This is a genomic window from Arthrobacter sp. K41, assembly GCF_059089645.1.
The window spans coordinates 16,331-41,732 of record NZ_JBNHEW010000006.1; the positions used below are offsets into that span (position 1 = coordinate 16,331).

A 25,402-nucleotide genomic window follows, 5' to 3' on the forward strand; every position below is an offset into this window, starting at 1 on the left:
CGTCAGATTTGGATGGGCTCAACCACTGCTTCAATGCGGTTGTGTCACCAGCCGCGGGCGCGCCACTCCTCAAGGTGCGGCCGCTCGGCGCCCAGGGTTGTGGGTTTGCCATGGCCAGGGTGTACGACGGCGGAGTCCGGGTAGGCGCCGAACAGACGCCCGCCCACATCGGTGATCAGCTGGTTGAACCGGTCCGGATCCTTCTGGGTGTTGCCCACTCCGCCGGGGAACAGTGAGTCGCCGGAGAAGATATGCGCGGGGCCTTCCGGGTCCTCATACACCAACGCTATTGAGCCCGGAGTGTGTCCGCGCAGGTGGACTGCTGTCAGCTCAAAGCCGTCTACGGCCACCGTGTCCCCGTGCTGGAGGCGCCGGTCGACCGCGACAGGCAACGCGTCGGCGTCGTCCGCTCCAGCGGCAGTGGGCGCACCGGTTGCCTCAACCAGCTCCTTCAGCGCCCGCACGTGGTCCCAGTGCTGGTGGGTGGTGGCAATCAGGGCGAGCCGGGGCTCACCCGCCGTGTCCGCGGAGGAGTCCTGCAGCAACTGCTGGATGGCAGCAGGATCATCCGCGGCGTCGATCAGCACCTGTTCGCCGCTGGTTTTGGCCGTCAGCAGGTACACATTGTTGTCCATCTCGCTGACTGGGATCCGGCGGATGGTCAGGGCCGGCAGGTCGTACAGAAGTGAGTCCATAGGCTTCAGTCTAGGGACGCCCTTTTGTGGCCGGGCTACTCGCGGCCTTGAGATACCCAATTGGGATCGGCGGAGCGGGACCCCACGACGGCGTCCGATGCTTCGCCAAGTGCATCCAGTTGCGCGGAAGTCAGTACCAGGGCCAGTGCGCCCAGGTTTTCGTTGATCCGGTGCCTTTTGCGGGTGCCGGGGATGGGGACCACTGGAAGTCCCAGCCGTTTGCCTTGGGCGAGCAGCCATGCCAGGGCCACCTGGGCGGGCGTCGCATCAATCTCGTCCGCCACGGACCGGACGGTGTCCACTACAGCCTCGTTCGCACTGGCGGCGTCCGGGGCGAAGCGGGGGATGCGGCGTCGGAAGTCATTGTCCCCCAGGTTCGAGGCGTCAACGGTGCCGGTGAGGAATCCCCGGCCCAGCGGCGAGTACGGCACAAAACCCACCCCGAGGGCGGCGGCGGCAGGAACAACGTTGCGTTCCACGTCGCGGCTCCAGATGGACCATTCGCTCTGGACGGCAGCAATCGGGTGGACGGCGGAGGCTTCCTCAAGCTCCTGGGCCGTCACTTCCGAGAGCCCCAGGTGCTTGACCTTGCCCTGCTGCACAAGCTCCGCCATGGCCTCCACGGTTTCCACAATCGGAACGCGGAGGTCACGGCGGTGCATGTAGTAGAGGTCGATGACGTCCGTGCCCAGCCGTTTCAGGCTGCGGTCCACGGCCTGCCGGATATGGGCGGCGTCGCCGCGGATGTCTGTGTACCCGTCCGCCGGCGAGCCCACCAGGCCGAACTTGGTGGCGAGCTGGACCTCGTCCCGCCGCTTCTTCAGCAGTTGCGCGATCAGTTCTTCGTTGCTGCCCCCGCCGTAGATATTCGCCGTGTCAACGAAGCTGACGCCGGAGTCGACGGCGTGGTGCAGCGTCCGGAGCGCGTCGGCCGGATCAACATCGCCATAGACCGGTGTGAGCGCCATTCCGCCGAAGCCGAGCGGGCTGACCCGAAGGCCATCGCCGAGGTGAACGGTGGGTCCAGTCATGGTCGTGCTCCCATCATCGAAGTTATCCAAGCCAAGAACCCCGTCCTGGGTGGCTGTATTCCGTTAGTGCCAGGGGATGAGCCGGTCCGCTGCCGGGCGGGTCGCCTGGATCAGCACCGCGTTGGCCTCGTCAGGCCCCGTTGCCCAGGCTTCCGCCGCGACAGGTTCCATGCCAAAGGACACGTGCCGTTCCACCAGGCGGCTCAACCGCAGCGCGTGAGGCGTGTCCACGAACCAGACCTCGTCCAGCTGCGCCCTGATGTCTTTCCAGGGCTCCTGCTCCACCAGCAGGTAGTTGCCTTCAGTGATCACCAGCGGCACTTCCGCCGGGACCACGATGGAGGCTGCCACGGGTTCATCCAGGGTGCGCCGGAACTCCGGGGCGTAAACGACTGGCTCATCCCGGCGCACCAGGCGGCGCAGCAGCGACAGGTAACCGCCGGCGTCGAACGTGTCGATGGCTCCCTTGCGCTGCCGCAGCGGCGTCCCCTCGATGATGGCGTTCCCCAGGTGGAAGCCATCCATGGGCACCACGGCTGCCTGCCCGGGGTCGAACTGCTGCTGGATCCAGGCAGCGAAGGTGGACTTTCCGGAACCCGGCGCCCCCGCGACGCCCAGCAGCACCCGCCGGCCGCCGTGCAGTCTTTCGCGCAGGGCAGCCAGGGCCTCAGTAATCTCTGGGGAGTCCATGGCAAAAGCCTAACGGCGCCAGGAACATCAGGGACTGGTGGAAGCCGAAGCGGAGGCGGCGGCCTCGGACCCGGACCCAGGGGAGCCGGTGCCGCCGGGCAGCGCCTTGAGCCCGGCCGCACAGGCGACGATCCCGGCAATGAAGACCACCTTGAGCACGCTGAAGGGTTCCGCGCCGGTGGCCATCGCCCAGCCAACAGTCAGCGCTGCCCCGATCCCCACCCACACGGCGTAGGCGGTCCCGAGGGGAATGCTGCGGATGGCCATGCCCAGACCCAGCATGCTCAGGGTTGCTGTCACCGCGAAAACCAGGGTTGGCGCCGGCTTTGTGAAACCGTCCGACAAGCCAAGGGCTGTGGCCCAGACCGCTTCGAGGACGGCAGAGGCCAGCAGTACCAGCCAGGGAATCGAACGCCGGAGCATCACGCCACCACCTTCAGGCCCACCACGCACACAGCGATGCCGGACAGCAGGAGCAGGCGTGCCGCCGTCGGGCGTTCCACTTTGGTGATGATGGCATATGCGGAGGTGAGCACTACGCCCACTCCCACCCAGACGGCGTAGGCGGTGCCGGTGGGGATGGTTTGCATGGCGATGGCCAGGCCGCCGGTGCTCGCTGCCACGGAGGCCAGGAACAACAAAGCGGGGGCGATGCGGCGCCGGCCCGACGCTTGAAAAGCGCGGTGCAGGGCGGCCGCCCACACGGCTTCAAGGGCACCGGAAAGAATGAGGATTAACCACGGCATGACAGATCCTTTGGCCAGTCTTGTCGCTTGCCGGGTACTGAACCGTCGTCCGGAGGCCCGTCTGCAGGGCCTACCTTTCCAGCGTAGCAACGCCGGGCGCCGGGCGCCCAACGATGGTGCCCAACCTCACCAGCTGCATCCAAGCAGGCAGCGCCACGTGCCGCTCCGGGGTTCCACAACGGCACGCGGCGCTGGCCGCCCGGGCGGGCGGACCAAAGGCTAGAGGGCGCCGCCGGCAGCTTCGGGGGCCGCGGAGTCCCGGCCGCCATCACCGATGGTTTCCCGGGCAATGAAGTTTTCGATGTCGAACAGGTTGTCCGCGCGCTCAGCGATGTTCAGCAGCGTGGTCATGGAAGCGACTTCCTCCACCTGCTCCTTCAAGAACCAGAGCATGAACTGCTCGCCAAGGGCGTCGTTCTCGCCGCGCGCAGCCCGGAACAGGTCCTCGATATTGCGGGTGACTTCCTTTTCCTGCTGCAGGGCCAGGGCCAACGGCTCAGTCACGGAGGCGAAGTCGTTGCGGACCGCCGGAACGCCCGGGATGGTGAAGGTGATGTCCCGGTCCAGCATGTACTGCACCATCATCATGGCGTGGTTCCGCTCCTCCACGGACTGGCGGTAGAAGTACCTGGCCAGCTGCGGGAGGTCCTGGTTGGCGAACCAGGTGGCCACGGCAATGTACTGCTGCGATGCCGTGAATTCGTTGCCGATCTGCGTGGACAGGAGTGCATTGAACGTTGAAGTGGTCATAGCCCGAGTCTAGGGACGGCCGCGGGCGCCCACCAGTGTGGAAAGGCTCTGCTATGCAAGGCCAGGCTGTCCTATGCCCCTTCGGGCTCTTCCTCGACCGGGTCAATGGATACAACGGCCAGGAAGCCGCGGCCCAGGACGTCAGGGGTGCCGACGTCGGAGCCCACCACGGCGTCATACTGTGCCAAGGCCTCGGGTTCCTCCGTCTCCACACCGGCTGTAGCCTGCCCCTGAAGCAGGATTCCCAGTTGTCCTGCAAAGAGGGGTTTCGCGCGCTTCTTGGAGAGCTCAATGATGGACGTAAAACCCTTGAAGCTGCCGGTCCTTGTGATGACGTTGAGGTTCCGGATGTCGCCCGTGGGCAGCTTGGCGGAAGTAGCCGCGCCGCCCGGGAAGCGGAACGCCCGGAACTTCTCGAGCGGGTGTTCGGCGCCGTCCACCGAGAGCAACAGCAGTTCGCCGTCAATCACCGTCAGCACCCGTTCCATGCCGGGGAACGGGGAGAAGTCGCTGGCCTTGCTGACGTCCGCGATGCTGACCCGCCAGTCCCAGGATCCGTCCTGCGTTGAAGCCGCCGCGGGGTGGCTGGCGAGCTGGCGCGTCACCCCGGCGCCGTTGCGCCATGGTTGGGGCTTGAGGTCTGCAAAGCGGATGATCTCCATCTGCCCAGCCTAATTGGCCCGCGTCCACTCCGGGCCCCGGCCTCCTGCTACTCTCCTCCGGGGGGATAACACCGAAACAGCCTCAAGGAGCCGGGAATGTTTGTGAAAGTGTGTGGTCTCAGTACGCCCGAATCCGTCCGTGAAGCGGTGAACGCCGGGGCGGATGCGGTCGGTTTCGTCCTCACCGCCAGCCCGCGCGTCGTTTCGCCCTCCCAGGTGTCCTCGTTGCTGGCGGAGGTCCCCGCGGACGTCTCGCCCATCGGCGTATTCCGCCACGAGCCGGTAGCTGATGCCGTGGCAATCGCCCGTGCTGCCGGCCTGGAGTGGATCCAGCTGCACGGCCCGCGCTCCCGGCAGGACGTCGCAACAGTCCACGACGCCGGCATGAAGCTGATCCGGGCAATCACCGTGGGTGCCACTGCAGAGGAATTCGAAGACTGGGGAGAGGACATTCTGCTGATCGACGCCGCTGTGCCTGGCTCGGGGGAGGCCTGGGACTACGCCTCAGTGGCCGCCCTGCCTGTGCTTCAGGGCCGGCACTGGCTCCTCGCCGGCGGGCTGGACCCGGCCAACGTGGGTGCTGCCTCCACGGCTGCCCATGCCTGGGGCGTGGACGTGTCGTCCGGCGTGGAGGCGTCCCGGGGCGTCAAAGACCTCGCCAGGGTGCGCGCCTTCGTGCAGGCAGTGAAGGGCGCCTCCCCGGTCCGGCACTGATTCAGGGGGCAGTCAGGGAAGGCCCCCATCCCTTTCTGTCGCACCCCAAGGGCACAATGGATGCATGAAGACACTGCTCAACATCATCTGGCTGGTTTTCGGGGGATTCTGGCTCGCGCTGGGCTACTTCGTGGCGGGGGTTATTTGCTGCCTGCTGATCGTCACCATCCCGTGGGGCATCGCCTCGTTCAGGATTGCCGAATACACGCTGTGGCCGTTCGGCCGGACGGTGGTGGACAAGCCCGGCGGCTCAGGAGTCTTTTCGCTGCTGGGCAACGTGATCTGGCTTTTGGTGGCGGGCATCTGGATCGCCATCGGCCACGTGGTCACCTCCTTTGCCATGGCAGTGACTATCATCGGCATCCCGCTGGCCATTGCCAACCTGAAGCTCATCCCGGTATCCCTGATGCCGCTGGGTAAGCAGATCGTACCTACCAGCGCACCATTCGTAGCCGCCTACCGGTAAGAGTCAGCGCGGGCTGAAGGCCCCGTCCGCCAGGATGGCCACCGCGCTGCTGCCGTCCAGTTCCGCGGCGATGTCCACGTCCCCGGCGTAGCCCGCACCGGCCAGCTCGAGGCCGCTGGAACAACCGTGCAGCATCCCGCGGAGCCTCTGCTCCGCGGCTTCGAAGACCGCCATCGCCGCCACGGCCTCCGGCGAGTAGCCATGCCTGCCGTCCTCCGCCTCGTAGCCGCCCTTGCCCGCAGCTACCAGTCCGGCGATGAATGCGCCTGCCCCGATCTGGTCCTCCACTGCGGGGCGCAGCGTGCCGTCCGGCCACCGCTCACCGGCAGCAATCACCGCGACCACCGCCTCCTCGGCGAGGTTGGCAGCTACCCAGTCGGCTGTTGCCGCGGCATTGCGCAGGGACACGGCTGCTACCAGCGGGACCTCGCGCGCCAGCCCGTGGCAGAGCGCCGAACCGTTCGGGGACGGCAGCACCACCCGGTCCAGCGACGCTGCAGCGCGGAGGCTGGCGGGGGAAAGGCTGAGCCCGCCCCCGTTGCGGGGCCCGGCCAGTTGGGCCCCGTGGCGCGCGGCAAAGCCCTCAGCGCCCGTGTCCTTCCAGGGGAAAGGAAAAACCACGCCGCCCCGGTCCAGGACCACGCTGACGCAGGTGCCGAAAGACAACACGTCCACCACCACGGCGAGGTCCGCCCCGGACGTTACGGTCCTGGCACCGTCCAGCCCCCACTCCATCCGCACGGTGTAGGGCAGTTGCCGGTGGGCTGCGCTCGCTGCAAAGGTGCGGGCAGCGTTTGAGGGACCTGCGTTCACGCCAGTTCACCTCTTAAATTCCGGTGCGCGGCGTCCAGCCAAAGCTCCCGGGCCCGGCCGCTGTGGAACAGCGGGTCAAGTTCCAGCAGGTGGCGTACGACAGCCGCGCGTCCGGCTGCGAAGTCGGCGTCACCGATGTGGGCATAATCCTGGCGGACGTCCGCAACATACCTGGCGTACTCGTCAGGTTCGCCCCCGAGAACCGAAAGGTCGGCGTCGCAGAGGAGGGCGCCGTCGTCGTCCCCGTATTCCGGGCGGTGGCGAGACGTCAGCCGCACCAGCCGGGCCACCTCAGCCACGTCCGCTTCGTCAAGGCCGGCAGCAGGGAGCCGGTCCTCCGCGAGGCGTGCTGATTCCTCCTCGTCCTGGCCGGCCGCACCCCGGTAGACGGCGTCGTGGAACCAGGCGGCCAGCAGCACGGTCCGGGGAGGGTCGGCCGGATCGGCCAACAGGTCGAGGGCTTCCAGGACTGAGAGCAGGTGGGTGCAGCCGTGGTACCGGCGGTGGGGCTCGCTCCACCGGTCCAGAAGGTCGAGGAAGAGCGCGTCGTGGCCGGGCATGATGGCGTCCCAGCGGTTGAACAGCGGAACCTTGAGTGACTTGTTCCGCTGCCGGGCAGGGATCCGCAGCCCGCTTGCAATCAGTTTGCGGACCAGGACCCGGGCCTCCACCGGAACCGCTCCTGCGGCCACCAGGTCATCGAAGCGGCGCTCGGCAACGTCGTAGTGGTCGGCGTCGAAGGCGCGCTCCGGAATCCCGGCCGCGGCGGCGAATTGATGCAGTTCCGCCAGCGACGAGTCCGAGACCAGGTGCGAGAAGTGCGTCCCGTGGGCAGGCCAGAGGGGCGGGTCGATGTAGATGGCCATGCAGGAAGTCTAGTGGGACCTGCCGGGGGGAACCGGGTGCCGGCAGCGGGCCGGTAATTCCGAAGCTGCGGCAGTTTTGTAAGACTGTTTCCGCAAATGAGCCCTAAACTGCCGTTATGACGATTATCCGCGTTGCTGAGGCTGCCCGCTTCCTGGGTGTCAGTGACGATACCGTGCGCCGCTGGCTGGACAACGGCTCCCTTACCCCCGTGAAGGACGACGGCGGCCGGATCGCCGTCGGCGGGCTGGAATTGGCCCGGCATGCGCAGAAGTTGGCTCAACTGCCGGACGATCCGCACCGCACAGGCAGTTCGGCGCGGAACCGGTTTGTGGGGCTGGTCACCGGCATCACAGCGGACAAAGTGATGGCCCAGGTTGAGTTGCAGTGCGGGCCGTTCCGGGTGGTATCGCTGATGAGCAGCGAAGCTGTCCGCGATCTGGGGTTGGAGCTCGGTTCCGTGGCCACCGCCGTGGTCAAAGCCACCACGGTCATCATCGAGACGCCGCAGGGCAAGGGCCTGTGACGGGCCAGAAGGGAATGGCCCTGCTGCTCGCGGTCCTGATGACGGCTGCGCTGGCAGCCTGCGGTGGCAGCGGCCAGGCCGCCGGCAGCGGCGGGTTACTGACGATCTTTGCCGCCGCCTCCCTCAAGGCCAGCTTCACGGAGCTGGCCCGGACGTTCGAAGCCAGGCGCCCCGGCACAACCGTCAGCCTCAGCTTCGCCGGCTCCGCGGACCTTGCCACGCAGATCAGCCAGGGCGCACGGGCTGACGTCTTCGCTTCCGCCGACACCAGGAACATGGAAAAGCTGCAGGAGGCCGGGCTGGTGGACGGCGGTCCCAGGGTCTTCGCCACCAACACGCTCGCCATCGCAGTCCCGCCAGGAAACCCGGCCGGCATCAGCTCCTTCACGGATCTTGCGGAACCGGGTACGCGGCTGGTCCAGTGTGCACGGCAGGTGCCATGCGGTGCCGCCGTTGCCGCCATCGAACAGCGGACTGGTGCCGAGCTCAACCCGGTCAGTGAGGAAAACTCCGTGACGGATGTGCTGGGCAAAGTCATCTCCGGGGAAGCCGACGCGGGGTTGGTCTACGTCACCGATGTCCGGTCCGCTGCAGGAAAGGTGGATGCTGTTCCCTTCCCGGAAGCCGCCACCACCGTCAACAGCTACCCGGCCGCCGTGCTGGCCAACAGCCGGAACAGCGCAGACGCCCGGGCCTTCCTCGAGCTGCTGGCCAGCCCCGAAGGCCAACAAGTCCTGGCATCCGCCGGCTTCGGCAGTGGTCAACAGTGAGCAGCAGCCCGTGAGCCGCCAGGCCTACAGCGGCATACCGCGCTGGGTGCATGCCGTCGCGGTCCTGGCCGCGCTGGTGGTGGTCCTGCCGCTGGCCGCCCTCGTGGCAAGGGTCAACTGGGGCAACTTCCTTCCGTTGGTCACCTCCGAATCCGCCATGTCAGCCCTGGGCCTGAGCCTGCGGACCTCCGCCGCCAGCACGGTCCTGTGCATCGCGCTGGGTGTGCCGCTGGCGCTGGTCCTGGCCCGGGGCAGGTTTCCGCTGCAGGGCCTGTTGCGCTCGCTGGTGCTTCTCCCACTCGTGCTGCCGCCCGTGGTGGGCGGCATCGCGCTCCTGTACACGTTCGGCCGCCAGGGCCTCCTTGGCAGGACCCTGGACGTCTTCGGCCTCCAGATCGCTTTTTCCACCACGGCCGTTGTCCTGGCCCAGACCTTCGTGGCCTTGCCCTTCCTGGTGGTGAGCCTCGAAGGGGCCCTGCGGACCGGAGGAGAACGGTATGAAGCCGTGGCGGCCACCCTCGGCGCCTCGCCCGGGCGGGTGTTCCGCCGTGTAACGCTGCCGCTGGTGCTGCCCGGCCTGGCCTCCGGTGCGGTGCTGGCCTTCGCCCGCAGCCTGGGTGAATTCGGCGCCACCTTGACGTTCGCAGGCAGTCTCCAGGGGGTGACCCGGACCCTGCCGCTGGAAATCTACCTGCAGCGGGAAACGGATCCGGATTCCGCCGCCGCACTGTCCCTGGTACTGGTGGCTGTGGCGGTCGTTGTGGTGGCACTTGCGTACCGCCGGCCCGGCAACAGTCCCTTCCGGGCGTCCAGGCATCGCACGACGACGGCCGCCGCGCCGGGCGGGAACGGCCCGTGACGTTGATCTTTGAGGCAACCGTGGCGGAGCGGGGATTCGACGTGGCCCTCACTGTCGGCCCCCGTGAAACAGTGGCAGTGATGGGGCCGAACGGTGCGGGTAAATCAACCCTGCTGTCCGCAATCGCAGGCCTGCTTCGGCCGGACAGCGGGCGGGCCGAGCTTGACGGGAAGACACTGTTCGATCTCTCGCCGGGCAGGAGGACATGGACGCCGCCGCACCGCCGCGGCACCGCCCTGCTCGCCCAGGAACCCCTGCTGTTTCCGCATCTCGACGCCTTGGAAAACGTGGCCTTCGGGCCACGGAGCGCCGGGGTGGCCAGGCGCCAGGCACGGACAGAAGCTGCGCGCTGGCTGGCCGAGGTGGAAGCGCAGGATCTTCATGGCCGCCGTCCGGCGGGGCTGTCCGGCGGCCAGGCCCAGCGGGTTGCCGTGGCCCGCGCCCTGGCAGCAGATCCCGGGCTCCTTCTTCTGGATGAGCCCATGGCTGCCCTTGACATCCATTCCGCGTTGCTGCTGCGCCGCCTGTTGAAGCGGGTCCTGGCGGCCAGGCCGGCCATCATCATCACCCACGACGTCCTGGATGCCCTGATGCTGGCGGACCGCGTGGTCATCTTGGAGAAGGGCAGAATCTCAGAAGAAGGCCCCACCCGGGAGGTTCTCCAGCGGCCCCGCAGCCGGTTCGCCGCCGGGCTCGCAGGGCTCAATTTCCTGGCCGGCGAAATAACGGACCATGGGCTTCGGTCCGGCGGGCTGAACCTCTACGGGCAGCACCACGAGCTTCCGGGCCCGCTGCCCGCCGGACAGCCAGGCGTGGCGGTTTTCCCGCCGTCGGCCGTTTCGGTTTTCCTGTCTGAAGCGCACGGCAGCCCGCGCAACGCCTTTCCGGTGACCATCACCGACCTGGAGCCGCACGGGGACCGGGTCCGCGTCCGCGCGGGCGAAAGCGGGCAGCTGAACGCGGACATCACGCCGGCCGCCGCCGCTGATCTCGCGCTGGCGCCAGGCATGCGGGTGTACTTCGTGATCAAGGCCGGGTCCGTGGCCATCTACCCGAACTAGTCGCCCTTGCCCCGGCTAATGGTGCGGTGAGCCCGAAGGGTAGGCTGGTCAGCGTCGCGCGGACGGGCGCGGCGTATTGGGGGAGAACTAATGAACGTACCAGCGGGGCATGTCCTCGGCAGAAAAATTACGACGGCGGCTGCCGCCCTTGCGTTGCTGGCTGGCACAAGCGGTTGCAGCCTCTTCCCGTCGCCGGCCCCTCTGCCGGACATCGCCCCGGCTACGCCGGTGTCCGCGCTGCCGGCCGAGTGCCCCTTCGTTGGCCAGAACGACCTGCTGCCGGTCCGGATCCCCATCGGCACACCGCGCGAGACGATCGGCAGTGTCCTGAACGCCTACAGCGCCTGGCTCAACGCCGGTTCGGAGCTGGTCAGCGCCTGGACTCCAGGCACCGCGGTCCCCGGGAACTGTGTCGAGCGGCTCGCGGCCAGGAACGCGGAGGCCTACTCGAACACCCTTTTCACGTCGCACAGCGACGTGGCCTGGCAGCAGTACTTCACCTCCGTGAAGGTAATGAACCAGCAGAACCTGGCAGCGGTCCGCTCTGCTGAACCGGAAAGCAGCGGGCGGGGAATGTTCGAACTGCTGCAGGAGATCGACTCGAGCGCCACAGACAGCGGCACGTTCCTGAAGTTCGATGCCGTGTACCGCCCCGTGGTTGCCGGCCAAGGCAGCTGGGAGGACCTGGACAAGCCCACGCGCTGGTATGTGGAACTGGTCCCGGCGGGAGAGTTCCTGGTCATCAACTACATCGAGACCAAACCGGCGGCCGGTTACCCTGCGGGCTGACGCCGCTGCCGTTGCCGTTGAGCGGATGCCGGTCCTCGGCCTGCTCCCCACGGCGGCGGCCTACATCCCCGGCAGGTCCAGGGACTCGTAAACCTGAATACTGGCGCCGGGCATCATGAGGTGCGGGTGGCCGTCCAACAGAGCCTGGGCACCGGCGAGGTCCTCGGCCTGGAGGATTCCGTAACCTGCGACGCCGGTGCTGGTATCTGAGGTGCCGGTTGAGGTGACTTCCTTCCCCGCTCCCAGCGGGGTGCCCAGGTCCACAATGCCGTCGCCGGCGCCCTCGGCCCACGCCATCCACGCTTTCATGCCCTCCCGGGCTGCCTCCGGCGAACTTTCGGCCATCTGCGCCTGGGCCGACTGTGCTGCGATGTAGAGAACAACAAACTTCTTCATTGCCTGTCCCGTCTCCCGTGCGCCGGCCGGCACTGTGCTCCCCGGTCACAAGCCGATCCTAGGGTGGATGGCTCTGCTTGGAAACGGGGCGGGAAGTGAGGCGTCCGGGTTCGCTGTGGGAAAACTGGAAATAAAAAGTACCCCATCCAAAGTTGAGCGTAGTAGACTCAACTTAGATCAATTGCCCTTGAAAGGAGCTCTCTTTGGACGTCAAATTCACCACCAAGAGCCAGGAGGCTCTTTCGGCTGCGGCCATGAATGCCTCCACCGCCGGCAACCCGCAGGTGGAACCTGCCCATTTGCTTAAAGCGTTGATGGACCAGCGTGAAGGCGTAGCGGTGGCGCTTCTCCGTGCAACCGGCGCCGACCCGGACGCTGTCAGCGTCCAGGCCAGCAGTGCCATCAAAGCGCTGCCGGCCACGTCCGGGGCGTCCAGCCAGCAGGCGCAGCTGTCCCGGCCCGCCCTGCAGGCCATCCAAAACGCGAAGGAGGAAGCCGACCGGCTGGGCGACACCTTTGTTTCCACTGAAGTGCTCCTCCTGGGCCTGTCGGCCGGAAGCGACGCCGCAGGCCGGCTGCTGCGTGACGCCGGCGCCTCCCACGAAGCGCTGCTCGCCGCCCTGCCGGGCGTGCGCGGCGACGGAAAAGTCACCAGCCCGGACCCGGAGAACACCTTCCAGTCGCTGGAAAAGTTCGGCACGGACCTCACCGCCATGGCCAGGTCCGGCAAGCTGGACCCGGTGATCGGCCGCGATAACGAAATCCGCCGGATCGTCCAGGTCCTCAGCCGCCGGACCAAGAACAACCCCGTCATCATCGGTGAGCCCGGCGTGGGCAAGACCGCCGTCGTCGAAGGACTCGCCCAGCGCATGGTGGCCGGGGACGTGCCCGAAAGCCTGCGCGGGAAGACCCTCATCGCACTGGACCTCGCCTCCATGGTGGCCGGCGCCAAGTACCGCGGCGAGTTCGAAGAGCGCCTCAAAGCCGTCCTCGAGGAAATCAAGAACTCCGACGGCCAGATCGTCACCTTCATCGATGAAATCCACACGGTAGTGGGTGCAGGTGCCACCGGAGACTCATCCATGGACGCGGGCAACATGCTCAAGCCCATGCTGGCACGCGGCGAACTGCGGCTCATCGGTGCCACCACCCTCGATGAATACCGCGAGAACATCGAAAAGGACCCTGCCCTGGAGCGCCGCTTCCAGCAGGTGTATGTGGGTGAGCCCAGCGTTGAGGACACCATCGGCATCCTCCGCGGCCTGAAGGAGCGTTACGAGGCGCACCACAAGGTGGCCATCGCAGACTCTGCCCTGGTGGCAGCAGCGACCCTCTCCAACCGCTACATCTCCGGGCGGCAGCTGCCGGACAAGGCCATCGACCTAGTCGATGAGGCCGCGTCCCGACTGCGGATGGAGATCGACTCGGCACCCGAGGAGATCGACCAGCTCCGCCGCGCCGTCGACCGGCTCACGATGGAAGAACTCGCCCTGGAAGGCGAAACCGACGCTGCTTCCATGGAGCGCCTTGCCGCGCTGCGGGCGGACAAGGCGGACAGGGAAGAGGAACTGGCTGCGCTGAATGCCCGCTGGGAGGCCGAAAAGGCCGGGCTCAACCGGGTGGGCGACCTCAAGGCGAAGCTGGACGAGCTGCGTTCCACGTACGACATGGCCGCCCGCGAAGGGGATCTCGAGGCGGCGTCACGGATCCTTTACGGCGAAATTCCGGCGCTCGAGCGGGAGCTGAACGCTGCCGCGGAGGCCGAAGCCGCCATCACGGACAAGTCCGCCCAGATGGTGGCCGAGCAGGTGACCGCAGACGACATAGCCGAGGTCATCTCCGCCTGGACGGGGATCCCCGCAGGCCGGATGCTGCAGGGTGAAAGCCAGAAGCTGCTGCACATGGAGGAGGAGCTCGGAAAGCGGCTGATCGGGCAGAAGAAGGCCGTCACCGCCGTGTCCGATGCCGTCCGCCGCGCCCGCGCCGGCATCAGTGATCCCAACCGCCCCACCGGTTCGTTCCTGTTCCTTGGCCCCACAGGCGTTGGCAAGACGGAGCTGGCGAAGGCACTGGCGGACTTCCTGTTCGACGACGAACGCGCCATGGTGCGGATTGACATGTCCGAGTACGGCGAGAAGCATTCCGTGGCGCGGCTCGTGGGTGCCCCTCCGGGCTACGTGGGCTACGAGGAGGGCGGCCAGCTCACCGAAGCCGTCCGCCGCCGTCCGTACTCGGTAGTGCTGCTGGACGAAGTGGAGAAGGCCCACCCCGAGGTCTTCGACATCCTCCTGCAGGTGCTCGACGACGGCCGCCTCACCGATGGCCAGGGCCGCACCGTGGACTTCCGCAACGCGATCCTGGTGCTGACCTCCAACCTGGGCAGCCAGTTCCTGGTTGATCCCTCGCTGGATGCCGAGGCCAAACGGAACGCCGTGATGGCCACCGTCAACGCCTCCTTCAAGCCGGAGTTCCTGAACCGGCTGGACGAAGTGGTGCTGTTCGACCCGCTGTCCGTGGAGGAGCTTGCCCGCATCGTTGAACTCCAGGTGGGCGAACTGGGACGGCGGCTGCACGAGCGCCGGCTGACCCTCGACGTCACCGACGGCGCCCGCGCCTGGCTGGCGATGTCCGGCTTCGACTCCGCCTACGGCGCCCGGCCACTGCGCCGTCTGGTCCAGCGGGAAATCGGCGACCGTCTGGCCAAGGCGATCCTGTCCGGCGAAATCTCGGACGGCGACACCGTGCTGGTGGACACGGCCACCGATTCCGTTGAACTCACCATCGAGGGGCTGGAAGCGCTGGCCAAGCCCAACGGCGGTGCGGTCCCCGGAACCGGACTGGTGGTTCGCCGGAAGGAATAGGCCCACCGGAAGCAGTGGACGTGTAGCCGGGCCAGGACGTGCTGCCCTGGCGCCTGGTGCCCCAGGCGCTAGGGCAGCACGCTCGCGTTAACGTTGTTGCCGCCGGGGGAGGTGACGTAGCAGTCCACCCTGCGGTCCCCGCTTTCCCAACTGGTGGAACTGGGAAAGCTCCGCTCGAAGTTCAGGGTGTACTCGTTGGCCGCAGGTCCCAGTCTTGCGGCCTGGCACGCTTCCAGGGCTTTGGCCTTCAACGCCTCGGGGCCCGGGTACGACTCGCTTTCCGGGTAGCGGAACAAGGCGACCAGTTGGGCTGAATGGCCGGTGTCGCAGGGGACAACCGTGGCTTTCAGCGCTTCCGGGCTGAAGTCCTTAAAGCAGTCGCCCAGGGCATAGTCGGCAGGTTCCGCCTCGCGGGGCAGGGGCAGCGGGCTGGCGGGGGGAGTGGCGGCGGTTTCCAGCACACCGGCAGCGGCGCCTCCGGACGCCTCCTGGTTTTCGTTGCTGTTCAACCACAGGGCAAGCCAAACGAGCGAGCCGATGACCGCCAGGAGAACAACAACGAACAACGCCTTCCACAGCGTCCGCTGGTTGATGCTCCCGCGGCCCGCTTCGGGCCCCTCCGGGAGGGCCGACCGGTTGCGGCCCCCCGCCCCGGCTTCATTCCGCTGTTGCCGCCTGCGTAACGGGGGCTCGACTGCCGGGACTCCATACTCGGCCGCGGGTACCGTGGGCAGGCCGGCGGCGGGCGAAGAGGCGGGCTTGGGCGGGACGTCCTGGTGGTTCACGGGGTGCATCCTCCTGCGTTTTTCTCCGCGCGGGCGCCGGAATTCCGGCCGGGCTCAGTAGTTGCTGATGTGACTCTACCGAAGAAAAAAGCCTGATTCCGGCCTGGGCAGGGCAGGAGCGGTACTGCATGTGATGTGCATCGGCACTGCGGGAGCGCGCCTGGCAAGCGGGAGCAGTAGAAAGCATGTAATCTAGGTGTACGACAAATTGACCAAACATTCCGGGGCCTCACCATAGCCAAGGTGACCACCTCCGGTCCGAGTACAAAAGGGGGTCACGCCATGGGGCGCGGCCGTCAAAAGGCAAAAGCTACTAAACAGGCTCGGGACATCAAGTACTACTCCCCGAACACTGACTACACAGCTCTCCAGCGTGAGCTCAAGAGTTCAGAAGTCCGCGCTCCCAGCCGTTTCGCCAACGAGCCGGTTGAACCGGACTATTCGGCTTACGTGGACAAGTACGCGGATGATTTGGAAGAAGATGACGACGAGGTAGATACCCGTCGTATCGGCTAGTTGTCCCGAGGTCTGTTGCCGTAACCGGACAGCCCTGTGACACCGTCGCACTCATGGATTCAGTATCGGGGTCCCGGTCTTTCAGCTCGGATCAGTGCTGCGCTTCTTTGTAGCCCCCTGGTCTTCGCAGACTGAGGGTGCTGAACTGCAGACATAAAGCCCGCCCCCTTCGCCTTATACGGTGCCGGGGCGGGCTTTTTGCTGTCCGGCCAGGCTCACAGCCAGAACTGACGCCAGGACCAGCGCGGAAGCCGGTGCCAGGACCGCCCACGGCGCCCGTTCCACGTAGCCGATGCCCTCGGCCAGGATCAGGCCCCAGTCTGGTGACGGCTGTTGGGGTCCCAGCCCCAGGAACCCGAGTGCCGCCAGGGCAAGGGCAACCCCCGGCAGCCGGAGCATCGCGTGGCGCAGGAGCTGCCGCACCACCGCCGGCAGGATGTAGCGAAGCATGATGCGCGCCCTGCCCACCCCCAGAACAGGGAGGATCTGCACGTAGGATTGCGCCCGTGCCTCCTGGGCAAGCGCGGCGGTATGTGCGGCCAGCGGAGCCCAGCTTACGGCGGCCACGGCCAGGGCAGCGCCCTCTGCCGAGGGTCCCAGCACGGCAGCAACAACCAGCCCGGCGAGGATGGGCGGCGCGGCGTTGGCCACCTCAAGCGGCCCCGCAGCGGCCAAGGGGAACAGCCCGACGGCGATTCCCACCGCCAGGCAGACCAGGACCACTACCAGCGCAGTCCCCAGCGTCCCCAGGGCGCCGTGTCCCACCCGGGCCAGGAGGTCACGGCCGCTGGCGTCGGCACCAAAGGGCAGCGCCCAGGTGGGTGCCGCGAGCCTGGCGTGGGCGGAGGTGAAGGGATCACGCAGCAGCCCGGCCCCGACAATGAGCAGCAAGGCGGCAGCTGCGACTGCCGGCACCGCCGGCCGGCGGCGCCGCCCTGACCGCGCTGGCTCGGGAAGCGGCAGCGTGCCGAAGCGGACCGCGGGCCCAATCAGCAGGTACCGCGCCGCCGTCGTCAGCGTTCCCACCAGCAGTGCCAGCCCCATCAGTGCCAGCATGCCGGCCTGGAGGGTGGGAATGTCCTGGGCGCCGGCGGCACCGAGGAGCAAGCGGCCGAGCCCCGGAATGGCGTAGACCTTTTCCACCGCCACCGCTCCGCCGGTCAGCCCGATGAGGACCAGCCCGATCTGTGGCAGCACCGATGGCAGCGCCCGCCGCAGCACAGCCAGCGTCAGCCGCCCGGGTCCTGTTCCTGCAAGCCGCCAGGTGCCCACCCACTTCTCGCCGAAGCCGGCGCGGATGGCGTCGGACAGGAGCAGCCCCATCAGGCCGCCCGCAGGAATGCCGAGGGCCAGGGCGGGCAGGACGGCGTACTCCGGGCCCTTCCAGCCGAAGGGCGGAAACCACTGCAGCCAGATGGCACCTGCCACCAGCAGCATGGCGGAAAGCAGGAATTCCGGCAGCGAGGTGAGTGCGGCGGAAAGCGCGCCGGACGCTGTCCTCCGCCGCTGCCGGAGGCCGTCCACTACGGCCGGCGCGCAGATCAGCAGGGCAATAACGGCTGCTATGGCGATGGCGAAACCCATCAGCGTCACCGACACGCTCAACGCAGCCGCGGCGCCGGGTCCCACCGGAGTATTGCTGATCCAGGACGTGCCAAGGTCACCGGCAAGCACCCCCTGGACCCAGGAGCCAAGCATGGCCACCGGTCCCTGCTCCAAACCGAGCTCCGCCCGGATGGCAGCCAATGCTTCCGGCGTGGGCTCGCGGTCCGCGTACCTGGCACGGAGGATGGTGTACTCGGCGCCACGCCCCGAGAGCCACGGCATCATCCCGATCAGCACCACCAGCCCGAGGAGGGCGACGATCCGCGAGACGGTGACCTTCAGGAAAACCAGAGCGGGCATCAGCCGGCCGCGCCTGTGCCGGTGGACCCGCCGCCCGTGCTTTCCGTCGTGCTGCTGACTGCTGTCCTGCCCGTGATCAGAGCCCGTTCGCGCGGATCCCGCTCCACGCCCCGCACCCTTACGGATTCGCCCTGGATGACCCGTTCGTGCAGCAGCGGGATGGCGGCGTCGCGGGCCAGGATGAGGCCTTCGGCGGCCGCGATGGCAGCACGGCGTTCCGGGCCGGCAGGAATGCCTGCGGCCCTGGCCAAGGCTGCGTCCACAGCCGGATCGCAAAACTGGGAAATGTTGAAGGATCCGCTGCAGGAGAAGTCGCTGTAGAGGTAGGCCACGGGATCACCGGAATCCAGCACAGTTGCGCGGGAGAGGATGAAGGCATCGAATTTCCCGGCCAGGGCGTCCGCCTCGATGTGCTGGTATTCGCGGACATCCTGCTCTACGGTGAAACCGGCGGCTTCCAACTGCTGCTCCAGCTGGACCGCAACTTCCGGCAACTCGGCCCGGTCGGTGAAGGTTCCAAGCCGGATGGGCGTCCCCTTCACCGCGGTTGCGGCAACGCGGGCAGCAAGGGCTGCAGCGTACCCTTCGTTATTCCGCTCGTCCGCCGCCCACGGAAGGGCCGGGCCGAGCAGCCCGGCTGCCTTGTCCGCGCGTCCTTCGTAAACCCTGTCCACAACGGTGCCGGCATCGATCGCCCCGCGGGCAGCGGCGCGGACGGCCGGATCAGCGAACGGACCCGCGGCAGTGTTGAGGTAGAGCGTGTTGGTCCGCGGCATTGGCACCTCGTGCACCAGGGCGGGATCGATCTGTGCCACCTGACCCACGGGTATGGCTTCGACAATGTCCGCATCCCCGGTCCGCAGAGCCGCTGCCCGGGCGGTTCCGTCCGGGACGAACTGGACGTCCACGCCGTCGGCCTCCGCTTTTTCACCCCAATACCCGTCGAAGCGGTCCAGCCGTGCGGACGAGGTGCCGTCCACAGACACCAGCCGGTACGGCCCTGTGCCTGCATTCCGCGGGTCAACCATGCCGCCCTCTTGGTAAGCCGAGGACGCGAGGACGGCCAGCTGGGGACTGGACAGCCGCTGGGGCAGAAGTGGATCGGGCGTCGCCGTCCTGACCACTACAGCGCCGGGACCGTCAGCATCGGCCGCAAGTTCGACGCCGTCGAGGATCCTTGGCTTAGGGCTGGCCTTCGCGGCAGCGGTCAGGGAGGCAACAACCTCCGCCGACGTCATGGCTGTCCCATCGTGGAACTGCACACCTTCCCGGAGAGTGAAGCGCCACGAGGTCTCATCGATCTGCTGCCACTCGGTGGCCAGCGCCGGCTTGGCCTCGCCGAGATCATCCAGGACCACCAGGGTTTCGGCGGTCTTCCAGCGCGACAGCTTGAAGGCGTCGTCGCTCAACGGGGACAACCCGGACCGGGGCGGCTGAAGCATGGCCACCTTGATCCGGCCGGCACCGTCCCCGCCCTCGGCCGCCTGCTCGGTGCCGGCGAAACATCCGCTCAGGCCGGCAGCGATCAGGAGGGCTGAAAGGGTAGTTACGCCTGTTTGGAGTCGTTTTTTGGGCACGTTTGTTACCTGCTTCGATTGTCGGTGGGAGAGCCGGCTTACTGCCGGAATGAGCGTTTACTTGATATGCGCGGCGGTTCAGCGCCTGGCCGGCAGAAGCCTTGGAAGTCCGACGGCGGGAATCACCATGAGTGCCGCCATCACCGCCCAGGGCCAGACGGCGTCAGGGCCCGGCCGGGAGGCACCTGAGTAGAGCGGTCCCAGGACGAAGTTGCCCAGCAGCACTGCGCAGCCGCCCATGCTCGCAAGAAGTCCGTAGTAGATGCCGGTCAGGCGGCCGCGGGCAAAGTCGAGGACCAGCGGCATGGCCACGGGTCCGATGCACATGTGCCCCAGGCACAGCCCCACCACGAGCAGCAGGGGCGGCAGGAGCTGCAGGGTGCCGGTGGCAGGGAATCTGGCAAGCAGGGCCATGGTGGCGAAGGCCAGGCCCTTGAGGAAGAAGCCGGTTGTCAATGCCCGCCCGGCGCCCATTCGGGTGGTCAGCCGGGAGATTGGCCACTGCAGCGCCACGGTAAGGACGGAGGCAACGGCGAACAGCACGGCCAGGGCCTCAGGTCCTGCGCCGCTTCTGGTCAGCTCGATGGGAAGGCCGAAGTAGAGCTGGTTGTAGGCCAGCAGGTTCACACTGTAAAGGGCGGCGAAGGCCAGGAAACGCTTGTCCCGCAGCATCGCGGGGACGCCGTCGGCGGGCAGGGCAGGGGAATGCAGGCGGGCTGGAGCAGGTGTCCCGGCCCGGGCCGGCACGTGGTGCCACAGCACCCCGGTCATGACGGCAAAGACCGCCGCCCCGGCCACCGCGGCCCAGCTGAAGGAAAACCCCAGCAGCAGTGCTCCCACCAGAGGGCCGGCCACGGCCCCGATTTCTCCGCAGATGGCGAGGAGCGCAAAAAGTCCAGGTGCCTTCCCGCTGGTGTTCCGCCGTCGTTCTTCTGCCCTGCCAACCAGTGATTCCAGGGCCGGGGAGAACAGTGCGCCGCCCACGCCCGTGAGCACGGCGCCCAGGAGGAACAGCGGAAAGCTGCCGGCCAGAGCCAGGGTCAGGTAGCCGGAGATGCGGACCAGGCAGCCCGCCAGCATGGCGCGGCGCGGACCCCAACGGTCCGTGATCATCCCGCCCGCCAGGAAGAGTCCCTGCTGGCTGAAGACGCGGGCGCCCAGGACCACGCCCACCGCGGTGGCGGTCATTCCGAAGTCCTGGGTCATCACCAGAGCCAGGAACGGAACCACCGCATAGAAGCCGATGTTGAAGACGAGCTGGCTGGCGAGAAGGAGGCCAGGGGCAGGACGGGGTTCTGCTGCTGTCTGTTCTGCAGCGCTGAGGGCGGTCACAGGGCACCCGCCGGGACGGCGCAGTGGAGCTGCAGGTTAGCCGAGGCCTGCACGAGCTCGACGGCGGCCGGGCTGGCGGGGTTTTCCAGCACCTTCCCCGTTGGCCCTTGTTCCACGACGGTGCCGCCTGCAAGCACGGCCGTGGTGCCGCACAGCCGGGCGGTTTCCAGGTCGTGGGTGACCAGGAGCAGTCCCAGGTTGTCATTCCGCACCAGTCCGGCCAACAATGTCAGCACGGTATCCCGGAGGGGGAGGTCCAGGCCGCTGACGGGTTCGTCGGCCAAGAGGTAGGCGGGCGAGACAACCAGGGCGCGGGCGATGGCCACCCTCTGGCTTTGCCCGCCGGACAGTTCCCCCGGGCGGCGGTGCATCAGGGCAGCCGGCACCTCGACGCGTTCCAGCGCATCGCCGATCATCTCCCGGTGGTTTCCTTCCAGCCGGAGCTGCCGCAACGGTTCCATCAACAGCTGCGAAACGGTCATCCGGGGATCGAGGCTGCCTGCAGGATTCTGCGGAATGTACTGCACTGTCCGGCGGTACCAGCGAAGTGTTTTGGCGGTTCCGGGCCCCACGGTCCGTCCGCCGAGCGTCACGGTGCCTGCGGAGGGCTTTGCCATGGCCAGGAGAATCCGCACCAGGGTGGACTTGCCCGAGCCGGAGCTTCCCACAAGCGCTGTGCTGGTGCCGGGGGAGAGGGCAAGGCTGACGTTGGCCAGCGTCTTTTCCGCGGGTCGCCTGCTGCGGAAGCCGCGGGGCGGGTAGGCAAAGGAGATGCCATTTGCGGCCAGGGCGGCGGTCATGCTGCCACCGCTGTTGTTCCAGCCGCGGGGGTTCCCGGAAAAGCCGAGGGCGAAGTTGCACCGGCTGCCTGCACCAGCCGACGGGTGTAGGCGTGGCGCGGAGTACGGAGCAGTTGCGCCATCGGTGCGTCTTCCACGATCCGGCCGCCCTCCATGACCATGGCGCGGCTGCACAGCGCGGCGGCGGCCGCGAGGTCATGGGTAATAAAGAGAAGCGTGCGGCCCTCGGCCCCCCAAGCGCCGAGGGTCGCAAGTACTTTCAGCCGGGTGACGGCGTCCAGGGCGGTAGTGGGCTCATCAGCCACGAGGACGCGGGTACCGCAGGCCAGTGCCAGGGCGATGCAGACTCTTTGCAGCTGCCCGCCGGACAGCTCGCCGGTGTAGCGGGGCAGGATGGCTGAAGGCTGCTCGATTCCGGCCCGGGCCAGGAACCGGCCAGCCTGCGTCCGGGCGTCCGTCCGGCTGAGCCCGGCCCTGCGCAGCGGAAGGAGGAGCTGTTTGCCCACGGGGACCAGCGGATTGAGGGAGGTCTGCGGGTCCTGGCGGATTAATGCCGCGTTCCCCGGGGCTGCCTGCACCTTGCCGGCTACGGCCGGACGCCCTGGGAAGGTGACTGCCCCGCTGACGGTGATCCCTTCCGGGACGGTTCCAGTCACGGCGGCGGCCGTCAGTGACTTTCCCGATCCGGAGGCGCCCAACAGGGCAACGCACTCACCTGCGTGGACGGAGAACGTCAGGGGATGCACCAGCGGCTGGCCTGCATGCGCCAGCGCGAGGTTTTTCACGGAGAGGGCGGGTGCAGGCATCTGGGCATCATTTCGTAACAGGACTCAGGGCAGGTCTCATACTAACAATAATCATTCGCAATTACGCAAACCGTAATGCGCCAAAGAGGTGCAGCGGGCACAAAAATGCCGGTGGGTACCCCTGAAGGCACCCACCGGCGTCGAGGAAATGCTAGGCGTAGGCGTTGACCAGGCGGACTGCCCCGCCATCCACACCCTTGGCGCCCTGAACGTAGTCCGGGCCGGACTTCAGGATGGAATCGGAGTCCCTGGTGACGGTGCCCATCACCCAGGAAGGCAGGCCGCGGTCGTTGAGGCGGGCAACTGCGGCGTCAGCGGCGTCAGCCGAGACGATGGCCACCATGCCTACGCCCAGGTTCAGCGTGCGTTCCAGGTCCGCCAGCGGGACGTTGCCCAGTTCGGACACCAGCTTGAAGATGGCGGGCAGTTCCCAGGTGGAGCGGTCCACCGTGGCCACGAGGCCCTTCGGGAGTACGCGGGCAAGGTTGGCAGCCAGGCCTCCGCCGGTCACGTGGCTGAAGCCGTGCACCGCTGATGCGCCGGTGACGGGGAAGGTGCGGGCGAGGTCCAGGCAGTCCGCGGCGTAGACGCGGGTGGGCTCGAGGAGTTCCTCGCCCAGGGTGCGGCCCAGTTCGGAAACCTGGCGGTCCAATGCCCAGCCGGCGTGGTTGATTACGCGGCGGACAAGCGAGTAGCCGTTGGAGTGGAGGCCGGAGGAAGCCATGCCGATCACCACGTCCCCGGCGCGGACACGGTCCGGTCCCAGGAGCTGGTCGGCCTCAACAACGCCGGTGGCTGCGCCTGCGACGTCGTACTCGTGTTCGCCCAGCAAGCCAGGGTGTTCGGCCGTTTCGCCGCCCACCAGTGCGGTGCCGGCGACGGAGCAGGCCGCTGCGATGCCGCGGACAATATCGGCGATGCGCTCGGGCACCACCTTGCCGCAGGCTATGTAGTCCGTCATGTACAACGGCTCTGCACCCACCACCACGATGTCGTCCACCACCATGCCCACCAGGTCGAATCCGATGGTGTCGTGGATGTCCATGGCCTGGGCAATGGCAACCTTGGTACCCACGCCGTCGGTGGAGGTGGCCAGCAGCGGCTTCTTGTAGGTGAGCAGCGTGGAGACATCGTAGAGGCCGGCAAACCCGCCTACCCCGCCGATTACCGAGGAGTTGTGGGTGGCCTTGATGGCATCCTTCATCAGCTCGACGGCGCGGTCGCCGGCTTCGACATCGACACCGGCGGAGGCGTAAGTGATGCCTGCAGTGTTCCCGGAGGTGTTGCCGGAGGCGGGGGCAGCGGAAGTCATACGGACTCTTTCTTGTCAGTGCCGGCGGCGGCGTGTACGTCTGGCACAAGGTCGGCTTCGGTCAGCAGGTTCTCGAACTCCGAGTCCGGTCCGGGATCGCAGCCGGTGGCGCCGGACTTCTCCGCCGGGTCCTCTTCGGAGTCCACGGCAAGGGCCGCGGTGGCACCGGGGAGGGCGGAAGGCGAGGGCTTCGGGCCGCCGAGGTCGGTGCGTTCGAGGAGGTTCTTCCCGAGCTTGTCCGCGCCCGGAAGCTCGATGGGGTACTTGCCGGTGAAGCAGGCGGTGCAGAGGCGCTCGCGCGGCTGCCGGGTGGCGCCGATCATGCCGTCCTCGGAGATGTAGGCCAGCGAGTCCGCGCCGATGGCCTGCGAGATTTCCTCGATTGTGGCGCCGTTGGCGATCAGCTCCGCGCGGGAGGCGAAGTCGATGCCATAGAAGCAGGGCCACTGGACCGGCGGGGAGGAGATTTTGACGTGGACAGCGGCGGCGCCGGCTTCGCGGAGCATCCGGACGATGGCGCGCTGGGTGTTGCCGCGGACGATCGAGTCATCCACCACCACCACGCGCTTGCCGCGGATCACGGACTCGAGGGCGTTGAGCTTGAGCCGGATGCCGAGCTGGCGCAGGGTCTGCGAGGGCTGGATGAAGGTGCGGCCTACGTAGGAGTTCTTGACGAAGCCGTGGGCGAACGGGATGCCGGATTCCTCGGCGTAACCCACGGCTGCAGGCGTACCGGACTCCGGAACCGGGATAACGATGTCCGCGGCCTGCGTGTTTTCGCGGGCCAGCTGGCGGCCCATTTCCACCCGGGACTCGTACACCGATCGGCCGGCGATGGCGGCATCCGGGCGGGCGAGGTAAACGTACTCGAAAACGCAGCCCGCCGGCGTCGGCTCGGCGAAACGCTGGGAACGCACGCCCTGCTCGTCGATGGCGATGAACTCACCCGGCTCGATCTCACGGATGAAGCTGGCGCCGACGGTGGCGAGTGCCGACTGCTCGGAGGCGACAACCCAGCCGCGCTCCAGCCGGCCCAGGACCAGCGGGCGGATGCCGTAGGTGTCGCGGGCGGCGTAAAGGGTGCCTTCGTCCATAAAGACAAAGCAGAAGCCGCCCTTGATTTTGGGCAACAGTTCGATGGCTGTCTCTTCGAGGGTTTTGCCCGGCTCGCCCTCGAGGAGGGCCGTCACCAGGGCCGTATCCGAGGTGTTGCCCTGCTTCATCTCGCCCGTGAGCTGATCGCCGTTGCGTTCCTGGATCATCGCGTTGAGCTCAGCGGTGTTGGTGAGGTTGCCGTTGTGCGCCAGGGCAACCGTTCCGGTGCTGGTGGCGCCGAGGGTGGGCTGGGCGTTGGCCCAGTGGCTGGCTCCGGTGGTGGAGTAGCGGCAGTGGCCCACCGCCAGGTGTCCGGTAAGGGTGTTCAAGGTGGTCTCGTCGAAGACCTGGGAGACGAGGCCCATGTCCTTGTAGACGTTGATCCGGTTGCCGTCGCTGGTGGCTATGCCAGCGGACTCCTGACCGCGGTGCTGCAGTGCATACAGCCCGTAATAGGTAAGTTTTGCTACTTCTTCACCTGGTGCCCAGACTCCGAAAACGCCACAGGCGTCCTGCGGGCCTTTTTCGCCAGGGAGAAGATCATGGGAAAGTTTTCCATCGCCGCGTGCCACTGGTCGATT

At 67.3% G+C, this 25,402-nt stretch carries 27 protein-coding genes and 1 riboswitch; of the genes, 9 read left to right on the forward strand and 18 right to left on the reverse strand.

The annotated features are described in order from the left end of the window. Window positions 1–44 precede the first annotated feature (44 nt). The 7 genes from AC5RTE_RS14310 to AC5RTE_RS14340 all read right to left on the reverse strand — a co-directional run bounded on the left by AC5RTE_RS14310 (window position 45) and on the right by AC5RTE_RS14340 (window position 4,574). Window positions 45–695, reverse strand: coding sequence for an MBL fold metallo-hydrolase (locus AC5RTE_RS14310; RefSeq protein ID WP_494042045.1), 651 nt, complete (start codon window positions 693–695; stop codon window positions 45–47). A 35-nt stretch (window positions 696–730) separates the two neighbouring features. Then, on the reverse strand, window positions 731–1,726 hold the full coding sequence (locus tag AC5RTE_RS14315) for an aldo/keto reductase (protein ID WP_494042046.1): 996 nt from the start codon (window positions 1,724–1,726) through the stop codon (window positions 731–733). Between the two features lie 63 nt (window positions 1,727–1,789). Then, on the reverse strand, window positions 1,790–2,416 hold the full coding sequence (locus tag AC5RTE_RS14320) for a nucleoside/nucleotide kinase family protein (protein ID WP_494042047.1): 627 nt from the start codon (window positions 2,414–2,416) through the stop codon (window positions 1,790–1,792). A 27-nt stretch (window positions 2,417–2,443) separates the two neighbouring features. Beyond that, a complete protein-coding gene (locus AC5RTE_RS14325) occupies window positions 2,444–2,839 on the reverse strand; it encodes a DMT family transporter (RefSeq protein ID WP_494042171.1) in 396 nt (131 codons plus the stop codon). After that, window positions 2,839–3,162, reverse strand: coding sequence for a DMT family transporter (locus AC5RTE_RS14330; protein ID WP_494042048.1), 324 nt, complete (start codon window positions 3,160–3,162; stop codon window positions 2,839–2,841). The genes AC5RTE_RS14325 and AC5RTE_RS14330 overlap by 1 nt, the downstream gene beginning before the upstream one ends. Window positions 3,163–3,171: 9 nt before the next feature. Further along, window positions 3,172–3,237, reverse strand: a riboswitch (guanidine-III (ykkC-III) riboswitch). 144 nt (window positions 3,238–3,381) lie between these two features. After that, window positions 3,382–3,912, reverse strand: a complete 531-nt coding sequence (locus tag AC5RTE_RS14335; protein WP_494042049.1) for a ferritin — start codon at window positions 3,910–3,912, stop codon at window positions 3,382–3,384. 71 nt (window positions 3,913–3,983) lie between these two features. Next, complete coding sequence (locus AC5RTE_RS14340; protein ID WP_494042050.1) at window positions 3,984–4,574, reverse strand: HutD/Ves family protein; 591 nt, start codon at window positions 4,572–4,574, stop codon at window positions 3,984–3,986. A 96-nt stretch (window positions 4,575–4,670) separates the two neighbouring features. Between AC5RTE_RS14340 and AC5RTE_RS14345 the strand changes: the two genes are divergently transcribed. After that, window positions 4,671–5,288 carry a phosphoribosylanthranilate isomerase gene (locus tag AC5RTE_RS14345; RefSeq protein WP_494042051.1) on the forward strand — a complete coding sequence of 206 codons (618 nt, stop codon included), beginning with the start codon at window positions 4,671–4,673 and terminating at the stop codon, window positions 5,286–5,288. 64 nt (window positions 5,289–5,352) lie between these two features. Beyond that, complete coding sequence (locus AC5RTE_RS14350) at window positions 5,353–5,754, forward strand: YccF domain-containing protein (RefSeq protein WP_494042052.1); 402 nt, start codon at window positions 5,353–5,355, stop codon at window positions 5,752–5,754. Window positions 5,755–5,757: 3 nt separating this feature from the next. Here AC5RTE_RS14350 and AC5RTE_RS14355 read toward each other — a convergent pair whose 3' ends face one another. Further along, window positions 5,758–6,567: a 2-phosphosulfolactate phosphatase gene (locus AC5RTE_RS14355; protein WP_494042053.1), complete on the reverse strand. Its 810-nt coding sequence runs from the start codon at window positions 6,565–6,567 to the stop codon at window positions 5,758–5,760. Further along, on the reverse strand, window positions 6,564–7,433 hold the full coding sequence (locus tag AC5RTE_RS14360) for a DUF4031 domain-containing protein (protein WP_494042054.1): 870 nt from the start codon (window positions 7,431–7,433) through the stop codon (window positions 6,564–6,566). The genes AC5RTE_RS14355 and AC5RTE_RS14360 overlap by 4 nt, the downstream gene beginning before the upstream one ends. A gap of 116 nt (window positions 7,434–7,549) precedes the next feature. Between AC5RTE_RS14360 and AC5RTE_RS14365 the strand changes: the two genes are divergently transcribed. From AC5RTE_RS14365 to AC5RTE_RS14385, 5 genes are all read left to right on the forward strand, one after another. Beyond that, the gene (locus tag AC5RTE_RS14365) at window positions 7,550–7,957 is read left to right on the forward strand and encodes a TOBE domain-containing protein (protein ID WP_494042055.1); all 408 of its coding nucleotides are present in this window, start codon (window positions 7,550–7,552) and stop codon (window positions 7,955–7,957) included. A 14-nt stretch (window positions 7,958–7,971) separates the two neighbouring features. Then, window positions 7,972–8,727 (forward strand): molybdate ABC transporter substrate-binding protein, encoded by a 756-nt coding sequence (gene modA / locus AC5RTE_RS14370; RefSeq protein ID WP_494042172.1) that lies wholly within the window; start codon window positions 7,972–7,974, stop codon window positions 8,725–8,727. A 10-nt stretch (window positions 8,728–8,737) separates the two neighbouring features. Next, complete coding sequence (locus AC5RTE_RS14375; RefSeq protein WP_494042056.1) at window positions 8,738–9,586, forward strand: ABC transporter permease; 849 nt, start codon at window positions 8,738–8,740, stop codon at window positions 9,584–9,586. Next, window positions 9,583–10,647, forward strand: coding sequence for a sulfate/molybdate ABC transporter ATP-binding protein (locus AC5RTE_RS14380; protein ID WP_494042057.1), 1,065 nt, complete (start codon window positions 9,583–9,585; stop codon window positions 10,645–10,647). The genes AC5RTE_RS14375 and AC5RTE_RS14380 overlap by 4 nt, the downstream gene beginning before the upstream one ends. Window positions 10,648–10,737: 90 nt before the next feature. Further along, complete coding sequence (locus tag AC5RTE_RS14385) at window positions 10,738–11,436, forward strand: hypothetical protein (RefSeq protein ID WP_494042058.1); 699 nt, start codon at window positions 10,738–10,740, stop codon at window positions 11,434–11,436. A gap of 60 nt (window positions 11,437–11,496) precedes the next feature. On the opposite strand, the gene AC5RTE_RS14390 is transcribed toward AC5RTE_RS14385, so the two are convergent. Beyond that, a complete protein-coding gene (locus AC5RTE_RS14390) occupies window positions 11,497–11,832 on the reverse strand; it encodes a hypothetical protein (protein WP_494042059.1) in 336 nt (111 codons plus the stop codon). A 203-nt stretch (window positions 11,833–12,035) separates the two neighbouring features. Here AC5RTE_RS14390 and clpB point away from each other — a divergent pair, with 203 nt between their 5' ends. Beyond that, window positions 12,036–14,693, forward strand: a complete 2,658-nt coding sequence (gene clpB / locus AC5RTE_RS14395; RefSeq protein WP_494042060.1) for an ATP-dependent chaperone ClpB — start codon at window positions 12,036–12,038, stop codon at window positions 14,691–14,693. A 68-nt stretch (window positions 14,694–14,761) separates the two neighbouring features. Here clpB and AC5RTE_RS14400 read toward each other — a convergent pair whose 3' ends face one another. Then, the gene (locus AC5RTE_RS14400; RefSeq protein ID WP_494042061.1) at window positions 14,762–15,487 is read right to left on the reverse strand and encodes a septum formation family protein; all 726 of its coding nucleotides are present in this window, start codon (window positions 15,485–15,487) and stop codon (window positions 14,762–14,764) included. A 273-nt stretch (window positions 15,488–15,760) separates the two neighbouring features. On the opposite strand from AC5RTE_RS14400, the gene AC5RTE_RS14405 reads away from it, so the two are divergent. Continuing rightward, window positions 15,761–15,994: a DUF3073 domain-containing protein gene (locus AC5RTE_RS14405; protein ID WP_494042173.1), complete on the forward strand. Its 234-nt coding sequence runs from the start codon at window positions 15,761–15,763 to the stop codon at window positions 15,992–15,994. A gap of 174 nt (window positions 15,995–16,168) precedes the next feature. On the opposite strand, the gene AC5RTE_RS14410 is transcribed toward AC5RTE_RS14405, so the two are convergent. From AC5RTE_RS14410 to purF, 7 genes are all read right to left on the reverse strand, one after another. After that, on the reverse strand, window positions 16,169–17,899 hold the full coding sequence (locus tag AC5RTE_RS14410) for an ABC transporter permease subunit (RefSeq protein ID WP_494042062.1): 1,731 nt from the start codon (window positions 17,897–17,899) through the stop codon (window positions 16,169–16,171). Next, on the reverse strand, window positions 17,899–19,476 hold the full coding sequence (locus AC5RTE_RS14415) for an ABC transporter substrate-binding protein (RefSeq protein ID WP_494042063.1): 1,578 nt from the start codon (window positions 19,474–19,476) through the stop codon (window positions 17,899–17,901). Before AC5RTE_RS14415 ends, AC5RTE_RS14410 begins: the two co-directional genes overlap by 1 nt. 78 nt (window positions 19,477–19,554) lie before the next feature. Further along, entirely contained in the window at window positions 19,555–20,808 is a 1,254-nt protein-coding gene (locus tag AC5RTE_RS14420; RefSeq protein ID WP_494042064.1) for an MFS transporter, read from the reverse strand. After that, on the reverse strand, window positions 20,805–21,608 hold the full coding sequence (locus AC5RTE_RS14425) for an ABC transporter ATP-binding protein (protein WP_494042065.1): 804 nt from the start codon (window positions 21,606–21,608) through the stop codon (window positions 20,805–20,807). Before AC5RTE_RS14425 ends, AC5RTE_RS14420 begins: the two co-directional genes overlap by 4 nt. Then, window positions 21,605–22,414 carry an ATP-binding cassette domain-containing protein gene (locus AC5RTE_RS14430; RefSeq protein WP_494042066.1) on the reverse strand — a complete coding sequence of 270 codons (810 nt, stop codon included), beginning with the start codon at window positions 22,412–22,414 and terminating at the stop codon, window positions 21,605–21,607. Before AC5RTE_RS14430 ends, AC5RTE_RS14425 begins: the two co-directional genes overlap by 4 nt. Window positions 22,415–22,565: 151 nt before the next feature. Then, window positions 22,566–23,726: a phosphoribosylformylglycinamidine cyclo-ligase gene (purM, locus tag AC5RTE_RS14435; protein ID WP_494042067.1), complete on the reverse strand. Its 1,161-nt coding sequence runs from the start codon at window positions 23,724–23,726 to the stop codon at window positions 22,566–22,568. Then, window positions 23,723–25,393 carry an amidophosphoribosyltransferase gene (gene purF, locus AC5RTE_RS14440; protein WP_494042068.1) on the reverse strand — a complete coding sequence of 557 codons (1,671 nt, stop codon included), beginning with the start codon at window positions 25,391–25,393 and terminating at the stop codon, window positions 23,723–23,725. The genes purM and purF overlap by 4 nt, the downstream gene beginning before the upstream one ends. Window positions 25,394–25,402: the final 9 nt, after the last annotated feature.

Coding starts and splice junctions, on each gene's coding strand:
- AC5RTE_RS14335 (WP_494042049.1), bottom strand. CDS start 3,912: ATGACCACTTCAACGTTCAATGCACTCCTGTCCACGCAGATCGGCAAC.
- AC5RTE_RS14430 (WP_494042066.1), bottom strand. CDS start 22,414: ATGCCTGCACCCGCCCTCTCCGTGAAAAACCTCGCGCTGGCGCATGCA.
- AC5RTE_RS14365 (WP_494042055.1), top strand. CDS start 7,550: ATGACGATTATCCGCGTTGCTGAGGCTGCCCGCTTCCTGGGTGTCAGT.
- modA (WP_494042172.1), top strand. CDS start 7,972: ATGGCCCTGCTGCTCGCGGTCCTGATGACGGCTGCGCTGGCAGCCTGC.
- AC5RTE_RS14315 (WP_494042046.1), bottom strand. CDS start 1,726: ATGACTGGACCCACCGTTCACCTCGGCGATGGCCTTCGGGTCAGCCCG.
- AC5RTE_RS14350 (WP_494042052.1), top strand. CDS start 5,353: ATGAAGACACTGCTCAACATCATCTGGCTGGTTTTCGGGGGATTCTGG.
- AC5RTE_RS14405 (WP_494042173.1), top strand. CDS start 15,761: ATGGGGCGCGGCCGTCAAAAGGCAAAAGCTACTAAACAGGCTCGGGAC.
- AC5RTE_RS14385 (WP_494042058.1), top strand. CDS start 10,738: ATGAACGTACCAGCGGGGCATGTCCTCGGCAGAAAAATTACGACGGCG.
- AC5RTE_RS14330 (WP_494042048.1), bottom strand. CDS start 3,162: ATGCCGTGGTTAATCCTCATTCTTTCCGGTGCCCTTGAAGCCGTGTGG.
- AC5RTE_RS14360 (WP_494042054.1), bottom strand. CDS start 7,433: ATGGCCATCTACATCGACCCGCCCCTCTGGCCTGCCCACGGGACGCAC.
- AC5RTE_RS14390 (WP_494042059.1), bottom strand. CDS start 11,832: ATGAAGAAGTTTGTTGTTCTCTACATCGCAGCACAGTCGGCCCAGGCG.
- AC5RTE_RS14410 (WP_494042062.1), bottom strand. CDS start 17,899: ATGCCCGCTCTGGTTTTCCTGAAGGTCACCGTCTCGCGGATCGTCGCC.
- AC5RTE_RS14310 (WP_494042045.1), bottom strand. CDS start 695: ATGGACTCACTTCTGTACGACCTGCCGGCCCTGACCATCCGCCGGATC.
- AC5RTE_RS14400 (WP_494042061.1), bottom strand. CDS start 15,487: ATGCACCCCGTGAACCACCAGGACGTCCCGCCCAAGCCCGCCTCTTCG.
- purM (WP_494042067.1), bottom strand. CDS start 23,726: ATGACTTCCGCTGCCCCCGCCTCCGGCAACACCTCCGGGAACACTGCA.
- AC5RTE_RS14345 (WP_494042051.1), top strand. CDS start 4,671: ATGTTTGTGAAAGTGTGTGGTCTCAGTACGCCCGAATCCGTCCGTGAA.
- AC5RTE_RS14320 (WP_494042047.1), bottom strand. CDS start 2,416: ATGGACTCCCCAGAGATTACTGAGGCCCTGGCTGCCCTGCGCGAAAGA.
- AC5RTE_RS14340 (WP_494042050.1), bottom strand. CDS start 4,574: ATGGAGATCATCCGCTTTGCAGACCTCAAGCCCCAACCATGGCGCAAC.
- AC5RTE_RS14425 (WP_494042065.1), bottom strand. CDS start 21,608: ATGACCGCCGCCCTGGCCGCAAATGGCATCTCCTTTGCCTACCCGCCC.
- AC5RTE_RS14325 (WP_494042171.1), bottom strand. CDS start 2,839: ATGCTCCGGCGTTCGATTCCCTGGCTGGTACTGCTGGCCTCTGCCGTC.